The sequence below is a fragment of the Alteribacter aurantiacus DSM 18675 genome (assembly GCF_000429705.1).
GTDB classification, from domain to species: domain Bacteria; phylum Bacillota; class Bacilli; order Bacillales; family Salisediminibacteriaceae; genus Alteribacter; species Alteribacter aurantiacus.
Window position 1 is genome coordinate 738,407 of the sequence record NZ_KE386941.1, and the last position, 18,356, is coordinate 756,762.

Consider the following 18,356-nt stretch of genomic DNA (forward strand, 5'->3'; position numbering starts at 1 on the left):
ATATCGATTGAAGGTGACGTTGGATGAGCAGAGCCAAAAGAAAAGTGGATCACATTGAAGGTGCTTTACTCTCTGGGCAAGCAAGACATTCGGGGTTTGATGATATCTCCTTTGTTCATCAGAGTTTACCGAATACAGACTCATCCGCGATTCAACTTGATACTAAAATCGGCGAACTGACTACCAGTTCGCCGATTTTTATCAATGCGATGACCGGTGGTGGGGGAGGAGCTACTGAAGAGATAAATGGTGCTCTTGCTGAAGCGGCGAGTGAATTAAACATCCCAATCGCAGTAGGATCGCAAATGAGTGCACTAAAAGACCCATCAGAAAGACGCACGTACGAGACTGTGAGAAAGTACAACAAAAACGGTATTGTGTTTGGGAATGTAGGGAGCGAAGCGACGGTCGATCAAGCGAAAGACTGTGTAGACATGCTTGAGGCAGATGCCTTGCAAATTCACTTGAATGTCATTCAAGAGTTAGTCATGCCGGAAGGGGATCGTACCTTCGAAGGAGCATTATCACGCATTGAAGCGATTTGCAAACAGGTGGACGTACCTGTGATTGTGAAAGAGGTTGGGTTTGGCACCAGTTCGGAATCGGCAAGGAAGTTAGTTGATGCTGGGGTGTCAATCATTGATGCAGGAGGATTTGGTGGAACCAATTTCTCCTTAATTGAAAACCAGCGCAGAGAACATAAAATGACGTTCTTTAACGATTGGGGAATTCCAACAGCCTCATCAATTGCGGAAGTTGTAAACGTTTGTCCCGATAAAGTCATTTTGGCATCCGGGGGGATACAATCAGCATTGGATATTGCTAAGTGCCTAGCTCTAGGAGCAAACTCTTGCGGGATGGCAGGTCAGGTCTTAAAATGGGTTAAACAAGGTGGAGCGGATGAAGTCGTTCATCGAATTCAACATGTTCAAAAAGAGTTGCGTTGGATAATGACAGCATTAGGAATAACCCAGACCTCTTCGTTTCGCCATGTACCGATTGTCATCTCAGGTCATACTCATCATTGGCTTAATGAAAGAGGGATTGACACAACGCAATTCAGCCGCCGTTCTATGTAAAGAGACAATATGATTTTGATAAAGCTGTACTATGCATTTTAAATAAAAGGCACTGAAAACGGTCTGTTTACTGTTTCAGTGCCTTTTTTTTATTTGTTTTGGAAATTAGATTTTCTCTTAAATGTGGATAACTATTCTGTGTATATCTTATCTTTAATTCGTCTAGCTCCAGTGCATACGTGATCGAGATCATTTTATTCCTACAGATGAAGCCAAAAAGCGGACTCATTTTGGAGGCTTCCCTTAAATGCTTGTACTTCCACTGGAAGGGCAACGAATGCTTTCGCCATTGTGTGCGAAAAGCCAAGTTTTCTTTTACGCTCGTGACTGATGCGCTTGCACGTTTGTTCCTCGCTGGAATCTACATAGTTATTTTCAGCTATGTTTTTTCATTGGGCGGGTTTTCACCTAAACACATGATTTACTTCTAGCTCGCCTCTAAATAGAAAATATACGAATTAATGTGTTGGTTACCTCTCACGCTGTCTTTTATTAGCACTTGTTGCATTTTCCAATTCCGTCGCTCCATCGTAGTGAATAGATTGATCCCTGTCGGATTCTACTCTCTTTGATTGCTTTAACTTCTTTTCTTGGCGGTCTTTACCCATAAATCCCACCTCCTTTTTACATACTGACGTATATTTTCCCCCTTTTTCTGACGATTATGTAAATGAAGGAGGTGTGGTCGATGGGGGGATTTTGGTTCTTTTGGACAATGTGGCTCGTGGTGTTGTATCTTACTTTTTTTTATGATTCGAAAGTTAGGTCTTATTATTTGTCCTTTCTCTTTGTGATCATGATCGTTACTCTTTTTTCTTTTGATTTATATGACGTAACTATAAATAGCGGAGCTGTTCTTTTGTTATTATTTGGCTATTGGCTTTTGCGCAAAGAAAATAAGATACCTTTATTTAAAACGATGCTACTAAGTGTTGGAATTGCTCTGTTGTGTGGTTGGTTAGAATTTGTATACTACTATGAGCCCGTGTGGATGTTATATTCTCACAGTGTAACTTCAATCGTGCTCATTTCCGCATTGGTCATTTTCTTAGGGAAAAGGCTAAGATATCGTTTGTCGGCGTTATTGACAGGCTACTTTCAAGGCCAAATCGGATTTTATTTCTTTCTCATGGTCACGTCAAGAGCAGGTCCGGAAATGTATGTAATTGGTTCTTTGGAGAGCTTGAATGTTTTCGCTCTGTCGTTTTTAGTCGTCAGTCTTTTTAATGGCGTAGAATGGATGGCTACTCGTTTAAGAGAGCGTGTGCTTTCATCATTGGGCCCAGGATACATTCAACCTAAGAAGGTCAATGTATAACCTTAACAGTAGATGAATGAAGGTTTGTTAAGGTTGTCTTCTTTTGATATAATAAGTAGGTTGATTCTAGCTGACCCTTCTTGACAAAGGAAGGGTCTTCTTTATGACATAATAAGCGCAACATTTTTTAAGAAAACAATGATGAACAAATATTATTTAATCCCTTAAAGAATGTAGTAAAGAAAGAGAGGGCTTAACATGCCTAAACCAGTAGTTGCCATTGTTGGACGTCCGAATGTAGGAAAATCCACAATATTTAACCGAATAGTAGGAGAACGTATTGCAATTGTAGAAGATAAACCAGGAGTAACCCGTGATCGTATATACGGGAACGGCGAGTGGTTAAACCACGAATTTCATTTAATCGATACTGGCGGTATCGAAATGGCAGATGAACCTTTGCTCAATCAAATGCGTTATCAGGCTGAATTGGCCATTGAAGAGGCTGATGTTATTATCTTTGTCGTAAACGGCCGAGACGGGATTACAGCAGCGGATGAGGAAGTATCACAGCTATTATTCCGTTCCAAAAAGCCAATCGTGCTTGGGGTTAACAAGATGGACGACCCTACCCTTCATGAAAAGATGTATGAGTTTTACAGTTTAGGTATTGGAGATCCAGTAGCCATTTCCGGTTCTCACGGTCTTGGACTTGGAGACTTGCTTGATGAAGTGACGGGGAGATTCGAAAACATCATTGAAGACGATTACGATGAAGAAACGGTTCGAATTAGTTTGATCGGCCGACCGAACGTCGGGAAAAGCTCACTTGTTAATGCCATGCTCGGAGAAGAACGAGTCATTGTAAGTGATATTCCCGGTACAACGAGAGATGCTATTGATACGCCATTTGAAAGGGACGGAAAAGACTACGTCATTATTGATACAGCCGGAATGCGTAAAAAAGGCAAAGTATACGAAACAACTGAAAAATATAGTGTCATTCGTGCTATGAGAGCCATTGAACGTTCTGACGTTGTCTTAATGGTTATTAATGCCGAAGAAGGTCTTATTGAACAAGACAAGCGGATTGCAGGGTATGCTCATGAAGAAGGACGAGCGATCATCATCGTCGTAAACAAATGGGATGTTGTTGAAAAAGACGATAAAACCTTAAGGGAATTTGAGCAAAAAATTCGTGACGAATTTTTGTTCATGGATTATGCTCCAATTTTGTTTGTGTCAGCAAAAACAAAACAAAGGTTGCATAAAGTGCTTCCGTTAGTCGAGTTGGTGAGCGAATCACACAACCAGCGTGTACCGACCAATGTGTTAAACGATTTGATCGTTGACGCTGTCACTATGAATCCGACTCCAACAGATCACGGTGGTCGTAGACTGCGAATCAATTATGCTACACAAGTAGCAGTTGCACCGCCTACATTTGTTTTATTCGTTAATGACCCTGAACTCTTGCACTTCTCGTATCGTCGTTATTTGGAAAACAAGGTACGTGATACGTTTGACTTCACGGGGACGCCAATTAATATTTACGCACGAAAGAAAAATGACTAGAGTGAGCTGAACCGGCAGGCGGATTGGATGGTCCGCCTGTTACCATTAAGGACTCGTTGATACATACATTTAGGAAAAGCGGGGGGATGGGATGTACATGATCATATCCGTCATTGTGGCGTATTTACTTGGTTCAATTAGTTTTAGTGTTATTATTGCTAAGAAGCTTAGACAAGTGGATATACGTCAGCATGGCAGTGGTAATGCAGGCGCTACGAATACGTTAAGGGTACTAGGTGTAGGGCCGGCAATTGTCGTTTTGCTACTAGATTGCTTTAAAGGTGTAATCGCCGTTATAGTGGCGTTGCTTTTAACCGGTGGAGATGCGTTTACTGCGAGTGCAGCAGGATTGGCAGCTATTATTGGCCACAATTGGCCTGTATATTATGGCTTCAAAGGTGGTAAGGGAGTAGCCACAACCATTGGTGTGTTGGCAACATTAGTATTAATGCCTGCTCTTTTTGCAGGAGCAATTGCGATTTTATCAATTATCTTAACCCGATATGTTTCATTGGGATCTTTACTTTTTATCTCCGGAACAACGTTGTTTGTTTTTATTTTCAGTATTGTTAGCTCTTATTCAAATGACTATTTATATGCGTTGCTAGCCATTACGGCTTTATCTTTTTGGCGACACCGATCAAATATTGAAAGACTTCTAAAAGGTACAGAAAGTAAAATCGGTCAAAAAGCAACTACAAATTAAAAGGGGTGCTACCAATGGCAACGATTACAGTACTAGGAGCAGGAAGTTGGGGAACTGCCCTGTCCATTGTTCTAGCAGATAACAATCATCAAGTGAAGCTATGGGGACGCTCAGAGGCTTCTACTCGTGAAATGAACACGTTACATACAAATGAAAAATATTTACCTGGTGTCAAATTGCCAGAATCGATTGAAGCGACCACTGATCTAAATGATGCTGTAACAAATAGCGATACGTTGGTTATTGTAGTACCGACGAAAGCGATGAGAGACATCCTAAAAGAGGTCACGCCCCTATTGAACAAGCCTGTTACGATCGTTCATGCAAGCAAAGGAATTGAGCCTGAAACATACTTGCGTGTGTCTGAAATCATCGAGGAAGAGGTGCCTGAAGAACGAAGAAAAGCCGTTGTCGTCTTATCGGGTCCTTCTCATGCCGAAGAAGTGAGCACGAGGCAGCCAACGACAGTGACAAGCTCTTCTTTAAATTTGGAACAGGCTGAATATGTTCAGGATCTGTTTATGAATACAAACTTCAGGGTTTATACGAACCCTGACCTTATTGGGGTTGAGATTGGCGGTTCATTAAAGAACATTATTGCCCTAGGAGCAGGTATGACGAGCGGACTTGGATATGGAGACAATGCGAAGGCTGCTTTAATGACGAGAGGACTCGCAGAGATTGCTAGATTAGGGATGAAGCTAGGGGCCAATCCGATAACATTTGCAGGGTTGTCAGGGCTTGGTGACTTAATTGTGACGTGTACAAGCGTGCATAGTCGAAACTGGCGAGCGGGTAATATGATAGGTAAAGGGAAGACGATTCCAGAAGTGTTAGACGAGATGGGGATGGTTGTAGAAGGAATTCGAACAACAAAGGCCGCTTTCCACCTAGCCGAAAAAGAGCAAGTTGAGATGCCAATTACAAAAGGGTTGTACGATGTATTGTTTAACAATAAACAGCCTGAAATGGCAGTTGAAGAATTGATGGGCCGTGTGAAGAAGCATGAAGTGGAAGACTTGAAATTAGGAGAAACGGACCCGCTGAACGATATGGAACCATAACGATTGGACACTCACCGAAGACCCTCCTGTGCATATGATATGTTGATATCATGGCGAGGAGGGTTTTAACCTTGGACGAAAAGAAAAATATTTTTGGCGAGATCGAAAAAAAGACGAAAGTTAATCAACAAGATCTTTTTAAATTGGCTCAATCTGCAAGCAACACGAATTTGAAAAGCGAACAAAATGTACGGCAACTCATACGTCAGGTTGCATTAGTAGCAGGTGTATCCGTCGATAAAAAGAAAGAAGACGAACTGGTCAAGGCGATCATCTCCAACAATGTGCCAATGGACTTTGGGACACTTGCAAAAATGTTTCAAAAAAACAACGGTAAATAGGCAATCGCGCGCGCGAACCTTTTTCTTCGGCATATACTGAAACCGAGGTAGCGCCAAAAACGGGCTGTTCGTATTGGCGGTGTTTAGTCATAAGTTGAGGAAAGGTGCCCCCTTTTCTTCAACTTTTTTTCTTTTTCACAGTTACTAAAGAGATCGGCTGGTCTTAGATTACGGCATTTATGGTTATGAATTCAATACATGGATTCCGTGGTTTATCTCTGTTCGTATGAAGGAGGCCATTGCTCGACTAGACTTCAAAACGATGCTCTAGAAGAACAACGGTAGTGAAAAATGTACAAGCTTGTAAAGAAATGAAGAACGTGACCAAAAAGTGAACTCTTGTTTACTCGTGCACCGCACGTTCAGGTTTTGTTACTTGTGTGCTATAATAATCGAGGAAATTAACACAGATTTAGATAGATGATGGAGGAATTTGTAATGGATGATGGTTTAACGAAAATGTGGGTCAGTTTCTTTGCTATGGCTCTGATGTTTGTCTCGGTCATTGTGACAATCATATCTCGTGAAAAGTTAAAAGGATGGGTTCAGAAGATTTTCTTGACACTTAGTTTTTGTTGCATTTTAGTATCAGGCCTTATTATTTTCATCGTTGTTTTTACTGGTCCGGTACCCGAATAAGATCATGTGTAAGGCAGGGGTTTATTAATGAAGACGTTATCAGCAAGTGTATGGATGGTAATGGCGGCTCTACTTTTATCAGGTTGTTTGTTTCCTGATTCGGAGCGTGCAGAAAACCAGATCCCATATGAAGATCAAATTCAAAGTGTCCAAACAGCTGTCCATCAATACAGAGAAAGCACTCAGGTTTTGCCAATTCAAACACGAGATGCAGAAACTTCGGTATTTATGAGATATCCCGTCAACTTCAGAACACTTGTACCTGGATACTTGCAAAGTGCACCGGGAAACGCTTTTGAAAATGGCGGAACATTTCAATACGTATTAACGAATGTAGAAGAAGAAGCGGAAGTAAAACTTGTGGACCTTAGAAGTTCAAGGAAGCTTCAAGAAATCAGTCGTAGAATTGATTCATATCGCTCCAGTAACCGCTTCGCTCCTGTAAATGGTCAAGTAGGACCTGGCGTTTTAGAATTAAACTATGAAGCGCTAAGGTACGATGAAGTCGCTACAGTCCAGAGTCCTTTCAACCCCAACCACAAACTTCCGATTCATATGGCTACTAACGGAGACTTGATTATCGACTACAGAATTGATGTGATGTATTTTATTGAAGAATACGGTATGGACGGCTTCTCAGAAGGAGACGACTTACGATGGTTACTAGTGGAACATTCTCCATTTGTGCCAGCCCACTCTAAACCAATCACGGTCAAGGACGGAGAAGTCGTGTATATGGATGAATCTGAATTATCGGACCTGAGTCAAAACTGAATAAATGTTCTATAAAGCCTCCTCTTTCAATATAGTTACTAAAAGAAAGGGAGGCTTTTTTTGTCTGTCAATTGACGATAAGTCGACGTATTGTTGAGGATCTTGGACCGTATGACTCCCTTCTAAATCGGTTTTTCATTCGTATAAGTGGGTGATGCTATTTGAATAACCAGTAGAAAAAAGGATGATCGTAAACTGCTTGTCATAATGGATGGGCGAGCGCATAAGTATATAGTGTCATCACCTTGAATCGTATGCAGAAGCTGTCAACATAAAATCGATCGGGAGGGGATCGTGTGGAAAAGTTCGATATTTTTAGAGATATCGCTGAACGGACGGGTGGCGATATTTATCTTGGCGTCGTAGGTTCTGTACGAACAGGAAAGTCGACGTTCATTAAAAAGTTCATGGAACTTGCCGTCATTCCGAATATTGAATCAGAGGCTGACCGTGCAAGAGCACAAGATGAATTACCGCAAAGTGCTGCTGGGAAGCAAATTATGACCACTGAGCCGAAGTTCGTTCCGAATCAAGCGGTATCCATTCATGTAGACGATGGTTTGGACGTGAATGTGAGGGTTGTAGACTGCGTTGGGTATGCTGTACCTGGAGCGAAAGGCTATGAAGATGAGAATGGACCAAGAATGATTCATACACCTTGGTATGAAGATCCAATTCCATTCCATGAAGCTGCAGAGATTGGAACGCGAAAAGTGATACAAGAACACTCTACTTTAGGTGTTGTAATTACAACGGACGGTTCAATTGGAGAGATTCCTCGCCACGACTATGTTGAATCGGAAGAGCGAGTCATTGAAGAGTTAAAAGAAGTCGGGAAGCCGTTTATCGTTATCGTAAACAGCGTACATCCACATCACCCGGCAACGGAAGACCTCCGCCAGTCGATTGAAAATCAACATGATGTACCAGTTCTCTCCATGAGTATTGAAAGTATGACAGACCAGGATATTAATGCCGTGATGAGAGAGGTCCTCTTCGAATTCCCAGTTCATGAAGTGAATGTGAATTTGCCTAGTTGGGTGATGGTACTAAAAGAAGAGCACTGGCTCCGTGAGAACTATGAAACGGCTGTAAGGGACACGGTAAAGGATATAAAGAGACTCAGAGATGTTGATCGAGTGGTCGGAAACTTTGTAGATTATGAGTTTGTAGAGCGTGCTCAACTTGCAGGCATAGAAATGGGGCAAGGTGTAGCTGAAATCGATCTTCATGCACCGGACGATCTCTACGACCAAATTTTAAAAGAAGTTGTAGGAGTGGAAATCCGAGGGAAAGATCACCTCCTTGAGTTGATGCAGGACTTTGCTTTTGCTAAAGCGGAGTACGACCAAGTGTCTGATGCTCTTAGAATGGTTAAACAAACAGGATATGGCATTGCAGCCCCATCTTTAAGTGACATGAGTCTTGACGAGCCGGAGATTATTAGACAAGGATCCAGGTTCGGTGTCAGGTTAAAAGCGGTAGCCCCGTCCATTCATATGATTAAGGTGGATGTTGAATCCGAATTTGCCCCAATTATCGGAACCGAGAAGCAAAGCGAAGAACTTGTTCGATACTTGATGCAGGATTTTGAAGAGAATCCATTATCCATCTGGAATTCCGATATCTTTGGACGTTCTCTTAACTCCATCGTTCGTGAAGGTATCTCAGCTAAACTGTCGTTAATGCCAGAGAATGCGAGATATAAACTTAAAGAAACGCTGGAGCGTATCATTAATGAAGGGTCCGGCGGCCTAATTGCAATTATTCTTTAACTCTCCTAGCTGGAGGGTTATTTTTTTGGTTTAGTCACTCTCACTTCTTGATAAACGTGTGTTGAGGAGCTTTATTTAGGGTATTACATACCTAATAACCGGGCGATACACTCAATTTACGAATGAAGATGAGAGACTTAAAAACTTAGTTGGAAATCCCTAGTGTAACATCAAACATGTAAAAGAATGAGCGCCAGTGGGGTCCTATAATTAATGAAAAGTATAAAAAAGAAAAGAAAAAATTGACTAACCTAAGGATGTATGATAAAAATTCATTAAGAACGTTGATATATCAGTGTTTTAATAAATCTGGGAAAATGGAAGCAGCAAATACAAAAAACTTCCAAAAAAGGCAAAAAAGCCGTATAGATGCAAGGAAATCCGCAAAAATTGTTGAATTATTGCACCGTATCGGTTAACATTAGCGTTGTTATCCATTAAAAAGTGGATTAACAAGTATAAAATGCTTAAGTTTGTGAAAGAAAAGAAATAACAAATCTATTGGGAGGAGGTGAATGGTATGAACAAGACAGAACTAATCAATGCAGTTTCTGAAAAGACTGAGCTCTCTAAAAAAGATGCAACTAATGCAGTAGATGCAGTATTTGATGTAATCACTGATTCCCTTCAAAAAGCTGAGAAAGTACAATTGATCGGCTTTGGTAACTTTGAAGTACGTGAGCGTGCTGCCCGTAAAGGACGCAACCCGCAAACAGGTGAAGAAATCGAAATCCCTGCAAGCAACGTACCAGCCTTTAAGCCTGGTAAAGCCCTTAAAGACGCAGTTAAATAATACATAAGGGGCTTGCATTAAGAAGAATCGCCATTTGAGCGATTCTTCTTTTTTTCATCGCTGTTTTCGGAAGTATTGTTGCTTTTATACAAGAAAAAGTTGAAGCAGAAGGGCACAAGACTCCTGTGGCCGTGGGGGCAATGCAAGACCCCACAGGGCGTAGCCACGAGCATTTACTTCATGAATGTGCAGCGAGTTGCTTCGACGCAGAAACTACGAAGCATATGCTAGCAGAGGAAGAAGCACGGGTTTGTCTGTGGAGGCTTGCTAGCACCGCCACGGAAAGCGAAGGGCCCGTATGCTTCAACAACAATTCTAGTGATAAAGAAAATAATAAAAAAGAAACAATTTATACGAAAACAGCATTTTTCGTAGATAGAAATTTATACTCTTACTTCAATGCAAAGAGCTACTTCTTTATGTACGCGCTTATTTCTTCTAGTACGAACGCTTATATTCTGAATTTGGATTTCTTGTATAATAGATCCCGCTATGCTAGAATTTTAACGACTTGTAGAAACGATTGAATGAGGGGGCAGCAACATTGAACGAAATCAACCAGGAAAAAATTAAACAGGCAGTAACGATGATCTTAGAAGCAATCGGAGAAGATCCAACAAGAGAAGGATTGCAAGATACACCTAAACGTGTGGCGAAGATGTACACTGAAGTTTTTGAAGGATTGCAACAAGATCCTAAAGAACATTTTGCTACAGTATTTGGAGAAGATCATGAAGAACTAGTACTCGTAAAAGATATCCCTTTTTATTCAATGTGCGAACATCACCTCGTTCCTTTCTTTGGCGTAGCACACATTGGCTATATCCCAAGTGGAGGTAAAGTGACAGGATTGAGCAAATTGGCTCGTGCAGTAGAAGCGGTTTGCAGAAGACCACAGTTACAAGAAAGAATCACCTCCACAGTAGCAGATAGCATTGTTGAAACACTGGAACCATTAGGCGTCATGGTTGTAGTAGAAGCAGAACACATGTGTATGACTATGCGCGGGGTAAAAAAACCAGGATCAAAAACGATTACTTCAGCCGTTAGAGGAGTCCTGGCAGAAGACAATGCTGCTAGAGCGGAAGTCCTTTCTTTAATTAAAAGCTAGGAGTAATGAAAATGATTAGTCTTGCACATCTTAAGTACTAATGGAGGTGTGCCGGATGAAGAATAATGAAAAAAGTGAACTCTTTACTTGGCTACTACCGATTGCCATAGTCGTTATCGGAGCTTATCTTACTTACTTGTTCATCATGTAGGGTGCAGTAAAGGTTAACTATGAAGGGGGAGGTAGCAATGGCTGATTCCACTGAATATATCGTCATAAAAGCACGTGAAAATGGAGTGAACGTGATCGGTTTGACTCGAGGGTCAGATACACGGTTTCACCATTCAGAAAAGCTCGATAAAAATGAAGTCATGATTGCTCAATTTACTGAACATACTTCTGCGATAAAGGTGAGAGGTAAAGCAACCATTCAGACCGGGCATGGCGAAATGAATACAGACGATTAGTAAAAGCGGGTCTGTTACCTGCTTTTCTTTTGTTCCAAGGCCATTCCCTTATCGGGTTATTGGAATTGTGGTATACTTAGAAGTAACTTATACGTGATCTTAATGCTGGGGGACTTTGAATGACAACGTCTATTGATCATCTACATGAAGACATAGTAAAGATAAAGGCGGACTTTTATGAAGTCATTCACCATCCTTATTTCCGTCGATTCTTAACTGAGCCTGTGATTGATAATGATCAGGTTGTCCTTTTGTATTACTTGTTAAAAAGAAAAGGGCTTGAAAGTAAATACATAAAAAACACAGTATTATCCAATGTACTCGTACAAACTGCTCTTTCCGTTCACGATACGGTAGGCAATAATGAATGGCATACAGAACTTGAGAAGAAGCAACGTCAACTTACGGTTCTTTCAGGAGACTATTTCAGCAGTCTATATTACTATTTTCTTGCAAAATTGAAAGACCGGGACTTGATACGTGTGTTTACCAGGTCTATTCAGGAAATAAACGAAATAAAAATGAGTGCGTATTGCAATGAGAACAAAGAAAAAAGTGCAAATCGCAGTTCAAAAACGTTGTTTCGGCACATCGACTCTTTACTCGTATTAAATATTGCTAAACATATGAAAGAAGAAGCGTGGGTACAACCATTGGACGAGTTCTTTTATTTGAAAAAACTAACGATGGATTACGATTCCTATCTTCAGTCAAATAAAAGCACACCCTTTTTAGCGTCATTGATGGATGAGAGTAATGAAAAGAGTGCGGGAATAGAGTACGTTGTTCAAAAGGAAATAGAGTCCACCTATTTGAAACTCATATCGTTTACCTATGACTGGCTCCCTTTTAAACAATACATTCAAAATAGAATCAAACAGTTGATGGGGGATTACCCTATCCAAGAGGATTTTGTAGCAGAGGAAGGATAGTATGAGTCAATCTAAGGAAGAGAAAGTTCATCAAGTCTTTGAATCCATTTCGGGTAGGTACGATCGCATGAACGCGATCATCAGCTTTCAGATGCATCGTTCTTGGAGAAAAGACACAATGAAACGAATGGATGTAAAACCCGGCTCCGTTGCACTAGACGTATGTTGCGGTACGGCGGATTGGACAATTACTCTCGGGGATGCTGTCGGTCCTACAGGTAAGGTTTTTGGATTGGATTTTAGCCATAACATGCTGACGGTCGGGAAGGACAAAGTTAAAAAGAAAAATCTTGATCACGTTTCTCTCATTCAGGGAAACGCGATGGAGCTACCATTTGAAGATGACACATTTGACTTTGTGACAATCGGATTCGGTCTTAGAAACGTTCCTGATTACAATCAAGTAATCAAGGAAATGTACCGAGTTACAAAACCAGGTGGATTAGTAACCTGCTTAGAAACGTCACAACCTACATTACCTGGTTTTAAACAGCTATACTGGGTTTATTTCAGTCGTGTAATGCCTGTTTTCGGCAAGATCTTTGCTAAGAGCTACGATGAATATGCGTGGCTTCAAGAGTCAACACAATCATTCCCTGACAAAGATACATTAAAAGAGATGTTCTCTTCTGCAGGATTCAACGATGTCAAATATAAGTCCTATGCTGGAGGCGCTGCTGCCAGCCACTTTGCTAGTAAAGCTTAGTATTATTCATTCACGTTTGTTTTAAGGGGTCAATTTATGAAAAAGATTAAGATTATCTTGGAAATGATAAAGTTTGAACATACCGTATTTGCTTTACCATTTGCTTTCTTGGGCGCTGTACTATCCAGCCTTTTACTTAATGGACACTGGCCTACGATTGAACAATGGATTTGGATTACCTTAGCTATGGTAGGTGCTAGAAGTGCTGCCATGAGTTTAAATAGGTTAATTGATGCGAAGATTGATGCTAAAAATCCACGTACTGCCGACCGAGCCATTCCTGCCGGACTATTATCTAAAGTCGAGACAGGCTTTTTTATTGCAGTTTCATTTCTGCTATTATTCTTTTCTGCTTTTCAATTAAATATGTTGGCAGTCTATTTGTTACCATTAGCAGTCTTTTTTCTTGTTATCTATTCTTACACGAAAAGATTTACATACCTATGCCATGTTGTTTTAGGTATTACAATTGGAATCGCCCCCCTTGGTGGATGGGTAGGAGCCACGGGAACATTAACGTGGGAAGCGATTGCATTGTTTTTGGCTGTAGCCCTATGGACTGCAGGATTTGATATCATTTACGCAACACAAGATGCGGATTATGACCGCGAAGTGGGGCTACACTCCATTCCTAGTCACTTCGGTATTCGTAAAGCACTTATGATAGCAAAAGGATTCCATGTGTTAAGTTTTATTGCCATGATTGTTTTATACCTTATTACACCTTTAGGCTGGTTCTATTTAATCGGCGTTGTGATCTCCGGTGGTATTATGGTTTATGAGCATTCGATCGTAAGCGCTGACGATTTATCGCGAGTGAATGTTGCTTTTTTCACTATGAATGGTGTGATTAGTTTATTATTGCTTTTCTTTACGATTGGAGATTTACTAATATGAATACAAAACGTATTTTTACAGTCGGAATAACAGGTGCTAGCGGAGCCGTGTATGGTGTTAGATTTGTGAATACTCTCTTACGAGCCGGTCATCGGGTCCATTTGATTATTAGCCAAGCTGGTTGGCAAGTGTTTTACCACGAGTTGGAAGAAGACACGTCGGACCGAAACGCGTGTCTCGAGCGGTTATTTGAAACCGACAAAGATTTGCACATCCACTCACTGCAAGATTTTTCTGCGCCTATTGCGAGTGGTTCTTATCAAAATGATGGCATGATCATCATCCCTTGTTCAATGGGTACATTGGCAAAAATTTCTCAAGGGATCTCGAGTAACCTTTTAGAGCGGACAGCGGATGTGATGTTAAAAGAGAGAAGACCTCTCATCATCGTCCCGAGAGAAACACCGCTTCACTCTATTCATTTAGGGAACATGAAAACGATCGGGGACATGGGGGGAACAATCGTTCCTGCGATGCCAGGCTTTTATCATATGCCTAAAACAATGGATGACTTGATAAACTTTGTAGTCGGGAAAGTCCTCGATCAGCTCGATGTGGATCATGATTTATTTACACGGTGGGGGGAGTAACAGATGTCGCTAGTAATAGGAGAGATCTCGTATACAAATATCCTGCCGATTTTTTATTACGTGAATCGTGAGGAACTTATACAGAGGGGATGTTCGTTTGTACCTAAAGTCCCTTCTGAATTAAACCGTGCGATGAAGGCAGGGACGGTGGATATCGGTGGGATTTCCTCTTTTGCTTATGCAGAAAACAAGGACGATTATAAGCTCCTGCCAAACCTGTCTGTCTCATCCCCAAAAAGTGTAGGTTCAATTTTTCTGTTTTCCAAAGTGCCGATTCACAAACTGGACAATAAAGTGGTGGCGCTTACTTCAAGTTCGGCAACATCAGTAAACTTATTGAAGATCATCCTCGGCTCTTTCTTGGAATTGAATGTGGATTATGTGACCATGGACCCGGACTATAATAAAATGATTCAACAACATGATGCCTGCCTTCTCATTGGTGATGACGCGATTCGTACATGTTGGGCCCAAAAAGAAGACATTTACCGATATGATTTGGGCAAACTGTGGAACGATCAAACCGGTTATCCTATGACATACGCAGTAGTAGCAGCAAGGTCTGAATCCCTTTTAAAAAACGAACGATTGGTGTCTGACCTTTATGAGCAAATGGTAAAAAGTAAGGGGCGTTCAAAGAGGGACCACTATAAAGGGATGATCACGTCAATACAAAGACAATTGGGTGGTTCAGCGACGTTTTGGCACCATTATTTCGCCGGTTTAAACCATGATCTTTCCGCTCGACACATTGAAGGGTTACTCCGTTACTATGATTATGCATATAATATGGGGCTCATTGATAGCCCGGTTAACAATCTTTCATTATGGCAAGGTGCAACAGATTGGAAGTCCGTGTAGGTAGGTGGAAGCAATGAAACTAACTGAAATTTATTGGCATTTACGAAATGATATATCTGTCATTGAAAAAGAACTGGAACAAAATATTGGTGCGAAACACCCAATTTTAAAAGAAGCTTCCACAAACCTTTTAAAAGCAGGCGGAAAAAGGATTCGTCCAGTGTTTGTGCTTTTGGCAGGACAATTTGGGGACTACGAGTTAAATGAAATTAAAAATGTGGCGGTTCCCCTCGAACTTATTCATATGGCATCTCTTGTTCACGATGATGTGATTGATAATGCCGAGCTTAGACGAGGCAAGAAAACAATAAAGTCGAAATGGGATAACCGGGTGGCCATGTATACAGGAGATTTCATGTTTGCCAGAGCTGTGGAGTTAGCAGCTAACAGCAAAAATAATGAAGTCCACGATATTATCTCAGATGCAATGGTTGAGATGTGCATTGGTGAAGTAGAACAAATCCGCGACCAATACAACTGGAATCAGGGTTTACGAACGTATTTAAGGCGGATCAAGCGTAAAACGGCATTGCTAATCGCTGTTAGTTGCGAACTGGGGGCTGTTGCTGCCAATACTGATCCCGAAACAAGAAGAAAGCTTAAGATGTTCGGGCACTATGTTGGTATGGCCTTTCAAGTAACCGATGATATTCTCGACTTTGTTGGTACTGAGAAAGAATTGGGCAAACCAGCAGGAAGCGACCTCAAACAAGGCAACGTTACATTACCTGCACTTTATGCGATGGAAAAGGAACCAAGCTTAAAAACAAGGATCATAGCCACGGTGAAAGAAAATGATCTTGGAGCCACTGAAATCGAATCGATTATCTCGGCTATTAAGAAAACGGGAGCAATTGCTTATTCGAAGCAATTTTCAGATCGTTATTTAGAAAAAGCAAGACATTCACTTGCAGACTTGCCGGATATTCATGCTAAAACCGCTTTATTACAAATTGCCGATTACATAGGAAGTCGAAAGTTTTAACATACAAAGCCCCGAAAGATTTTAGAATGCATTGAAACTGCCTTCACTTTATCTTTCGAGGGCTTTTTATATTATAAAAGAAAGTGAGTATTAGATAACCTTGTCAGCTATATAAAGTGCCGTATCATTTTCATTGGCAAGCAACGACGAGCATTTACATTGTGAGTCCTCTGCAGTTGCTTCGACCCAGAGCACTACGGAGCATGACCTGCAAAGGGAGAAGCAGGTGTTCCTACTGGCTCCCCTTTCCTACGCGGAAAGGAGCGGATAGCGTGAAAGCCTTGTACACTGAGGCAAGGTATATTCTTAAAAGATAGCGTTTCTTCCAAACCTGCTCTGTAGTTATGATAGCAGTTGATCCTGTACAAATCGAAACCACCACACACAATTTGTAAACGATTACAAAATTACTATTGTGAAATATGTGATAATTTGCTATACTCAAAAAGGTTTGAAATACATACATAATATGTGGAGGTATGAATATGGAACGCACTTTTTTGATGGTAAAGCCAGACGGAGTACAACGTAACTTGACAGGGGAAATTGTTTCACGTTTTGAAAAGAAAGGTTTTACTTTGGCGGGAGCAAAAATGTTAGCGGTTTCAAAAGACCTCGCTGAAACGCACTATGGTGAGCATAAAGAGCGCCCATTCTTCGGGGAACTTGTTGATTTCATCACTTCAGGCCCAGTTTTCGCCATGGTTTGGGAAGGTGAAAACGTGATCTTGGAAGCGAGAAAAATGATGGGGAAAACAAATCCTTCTGAAGCGGCACCTGGAACAATCCGTGGAGACTACGGTGTCCAAATGTCTATGAACGTGATTCATGGATCGGACTCTGAGGAAAGTGCAAAAAGAGAAATCGAACTTTTCTTCCAAAAAGATGAGCTTGTCACGTATGAAAAAACAATTAATAAATGGGTCTGATGAAAAAGCGGAATGGCTAAGCCATTCCGCTTTTTTTAATGATCTGACTCGGAAATGCAACAATTCACGTTATAATGGTAAAAGGACAAATAATTTTACTTTTCAGGAGACTTTAAACATGATTGAAGATGACTACACTGAATTTACATTAATGATTAAGAAAAAAACTGGAATTGATCTGAACCAGTACAAGGAAGCTCAAATGAAGCGTCGTTTACTTTCATTGAGGCAAAAGCGAGGATTCAAAACCTTTATTGATTATGGAAATGAAATGGGGAAGGAAAAAGCCTTATTCAATGAATTTCTTGATCGTATGACCATTAATGTAAGCGAGTTTTATCGAAACCCGGAAAGATGGGACATATTAAAAGAAAAAATCCTGCCTCAGTTACTTAAAGAAAAGAGTGAATTAAACATTTGGAGTGCAGCTTGTTCAACCGGCGAAGAGCCTTATACGCTAGCGATGATGATGAAAGAAGCAAAGATAAAAGCGAAGATATTGGCAAGTGACATTGATGAAGGGATTCTTGAGCAAGCAGCAAAAGGAGTGTACCCCGATCGTTCATTAAAATCACTCCCAGACCTTTGGAAGAAGAAATATTTCATTGAAAACGAGTTGGGTTATGAGTGCACTACACTCGTTAAACATGCTGTGGCATTCCATCGTCATAATCTGCTTAAGGATCCATATCCCAAACATGTTGACCTTATCGTTTGTCGGAATGTCCTCATTTATTTTACAGAAGAGGCAAAGAGCAGAATTTACAAAGAACTTTCCGACTCCCTATCGATTGGTGGCATTTTATTTGTAGGAAGTACAGAGCAGATTTTTAATCCGAGTCAGTACAATCTAGAAAGTGCAGATACGTTCTTTTACAGAAAAATCGAATAAAGTAAAAAAAGTTCTTCACTTATTGTTGAAATTTTTTCTCGT

Annotated in this window: 21 protein-coding genes; 20 read left to right on the forward strand and 1 reads right to left on the reverse strand. The window is 40.8% G+C overall.

Annotated elements, in window-relative coordinates; translation table 11 throughout:
- Window positions 1-23 precede the first annotated feature (23 nt).
- Complete coding sequence (gene fni / locus G476_RS0106985) at window positions 24-1,079, forward strand: type 2 isopentenyl-diphosphate Delta-isomerase (RefSeq protein ID WP_026689465.1); 1,056 nt, start codon at window positions 24-26, stop codon at window positions 1,077-1,079.
- A gap of 470 nt (window positions 1,080-1,549) precedes the next feature.
- On the opposite strand, the gene G476_RS23245 is transcribed toward fni, so the two are convergent.
- A complete protein-coding gene (locus tag G476_RS23245) occupies window positions 1,550-1,687 on the reverse strand; it encodes a YpzI family protein (RefSeq protein ID WP_084405652.1) in 138 nt (45 codons plus the stop codon).
- 80 nt (window positions 1,688-1,767) lie between these two features.
- Between G476_RS23245 and G476_RS0107000 the strand changes: the two genes are divergently transcribed.
- The 19 genes from G476_RS0107000 (at window position 1,768) to G476_RS0107100 (ending at window position 18,314) form a co-directional block, all read left to right on the forward strand.
- Complete coding sequence (locus G476_RS0107000) at window positions 1,768-2,397, forward strand: YphA family membrane protein (protein WP_026689466.1); 630 nt, start codon at window positions 1,768-1,770, stop codon at window positions 2,395-2,397.
- A gap of 198 nt (window positions 2,398-2,595) precedes the next feature.
- Window positions 2,596-3,912 carry a ribosome biogenesis GTPase Der gene (gene der / locus G476_RS0107005; RefSeq protein WP_026689467.1) on the forward strand — a complete coding sequence of 439 codons (1,317 nt, stop codon included), beginning with the start codon at window positions 2,596-2,598 and terminating at the stop codon, window positions 3,910-3,912.
- A gap of 91 nt (window positions 3,913-4,003) precedes the next feature.
- Window positions 4,004-4,618: a glycerol-3-phosphate 1-O-acyltransferase PlsY gene (plsY, locus tag G476_RS0107010; RefSeq protein ID WP_026689468.1), complete on the forward strand. Its 615-nt coding sequence runs from the start codon at window positions 4,004-4,006 to the stop codon at window positions 4,616-4,618.
- A gap of 14 nt (window positions 4,619-4,632) precedes the next feature.
- Window positions 4,633-5,682, forward strand: coding sequence for an NAD(P)H-dependent glycerol-3-phosphate dehydrogenase (locus G476_RS21430; RefSeq protein ID WP_035186217.1), 1,050 nt, complete (start codon window positions 4,633-4,635; stop codon window positions 5,680-5,682).
- A 71-nt stretch (window positions 5,683-5,753) separates the two neighbouring features.
- Entirely contained in the window at window positions 5,754-6,023 is a 270-nt protein-coding gene (locus tag G476_RS0107020; RefSeq protein ID WP_026689469.1) for a stage VI sporulation protein F, read from the forward strand.
- Between the two features lie 438 nt (window positions 6,024-6,461).
- A complete protein-coding gene (locus G476_RS0107025; protein WP_026689470.1) occupies window positions 6,462-6,662 on the forward strand; it encodes a DUF2768 domain-containing protein in 201 nt (66 codons plus the stop codon).
- A 27-nt stretch (window positions 6,663-6,689) separates the two neighbouring features.
- Window positions 6,690-7,436 carry a hypothetical protein gene (locus tag G476_RS0107030; protein WP_026689471.1) on the forward strand — a complete coding sequence of 249 codons (747 nt, stop codon included), beginning with the start codon at window positions 6,690-6,692 and terminating at the stop codon, window positions 7,434-7,436.
- 296 nt (window positions 7,437-7,732) lie between these two features.
- Entirely contained in the window at window positions 7,733-9,211 is a 1,479-nt protein-coding gene (gene spoIVA / locus G476_RS0107035) for a stage IV sporulation protein A (RefSeq protein WP_026689472.1), read from the forward strand.
- A gap of 520 nt (window positions 9,212-9,731) precedes the next feature.
- Entirely contained in the window at window positions 9,732-10,004 is a 273-nt protein-coding gene (locus G476_RS0107040) for an HU family DNA-binding protein (protein WP_035186220.1), read from the forward strand.
- Between the two features lie 544 nt (window positions 10,005-10,548).
- Entirely contained in the window at window positions 10,549-11,115 is a 567-nt protein-coding gene (gene folE / locus G476_RS0107050; RefSeq protein ID WP_026689475.1) for a GTP cyclohydrolase I FolE, read from the forward strand.
- A 188-nt stretch (window positions 11,116-11,303) separates the two neighbouring features.
- Window positions 11,304-11,522: a trp RNA-binding attenuation protein MtrB gene (gene mtrB, locus G476_RS0107060; protein ID WP_026689476.1), complete on the forward strand. Its 219-nt coding sequence runs from the start codon at window positions 11,304-11,306 to the stop codon at window positions 11,520-11,522.
- A 119-nt stretch (window positions 11,523-11,641) separates the two neighbouring features.
- Entirely contained in the window at window positions 11,642-12,454 is an 813-nt protein-coding gene (locus G476_RS0107065) for a heptaprenyl diphosphate synthase component 1 (RefSeq protein ID WP_026689477.1), read from the forward strand.
- 1 nt (window position 12,455) lies between these two features.
- The gene (locus tag G476_RS0107070) at window positions 12,456-13,160 is read left to right on the forward strand and encodes a demethylmenaquinone methyltransferase (RefSeq protein ID WP_026689478.1); all 705 of its coding nucleotides are present in this window, start codon (window positions 12,456-12,458) and stop codon (window positions 13,158-13,160) included.
- A gap of 36 nt (window positions 13,161-13,196) precedes the next feature.
- Window positions 13,197-14,057: a UbiA-like polyprenyltransferase gene (locus G476_RS0107075; protein ID WP_026689479.1), complete on the forward strand. Its 861-nt coding sequence runs from the start codon at window positions 13,197-13,199 to the stop codon at window positions 14,055-14,057.
- Entirely contained in the window at window positions 14,054-14,647 is a 594-nt protein-coding gene (locus G476_RS0107080) for a UbiX family flavin prenyltransferase (protein WP_026689480.1), read from the forward strand. Before G476_RS0107075 ends, G476_RS0107080 begins: the two co-directional genes overlap by 4 nt.
- A 3-nt stretch (window positions 14,648-14,650) precedes the next feature.
- A complete protein-coding gene (locus G476_RS0107085) occupies window positions 14,651-15,508 on the forward strand; it encodes a menaquinone biosynthesis protein (RefSeq protein WP_026689481.1) in 858 nt (285 codons plus the stop codon).
- 13 nt (window positions 15,509-15,521) lie between these two features.
- Complete coding sequence (gene hepT / locus G476_RS0107090) at window positions 15,522-16,493, forward strand: heptaprenyl diphosphate synthase component II (protein WP_026689482.1); 972 nt, start codon at window positions 15,522-15,524, stop codon at window positions 16,491-16,493.
- A 485-nt stretch (window positions 16,494-16,978) separates the two neighbouring features.
- Entirely contained in the window at window positions 16,979-17,422 is a 444-nt protein-coding gene (gene ndk / locus G476_RS0107095; protein WP_026689483.1) for a nucleoside-diphosphate kinase, read from the forward strand.
- Between the two features lie 118 nt (window positions 17,423-17,540).
- On the forward strand, window positions 17,541-18,314 hold the full coding sequence (locus tag G476_RS0107100; protein ID WP_026689484.1) for a CheR family methyltransferase: 774 nt from the start codon (window positions 17,541-17,543) through the stop codon (window positions 18,312-18,314).
- Window positions 18,315-18,356 lie beyond the last annotated feature (42 nt).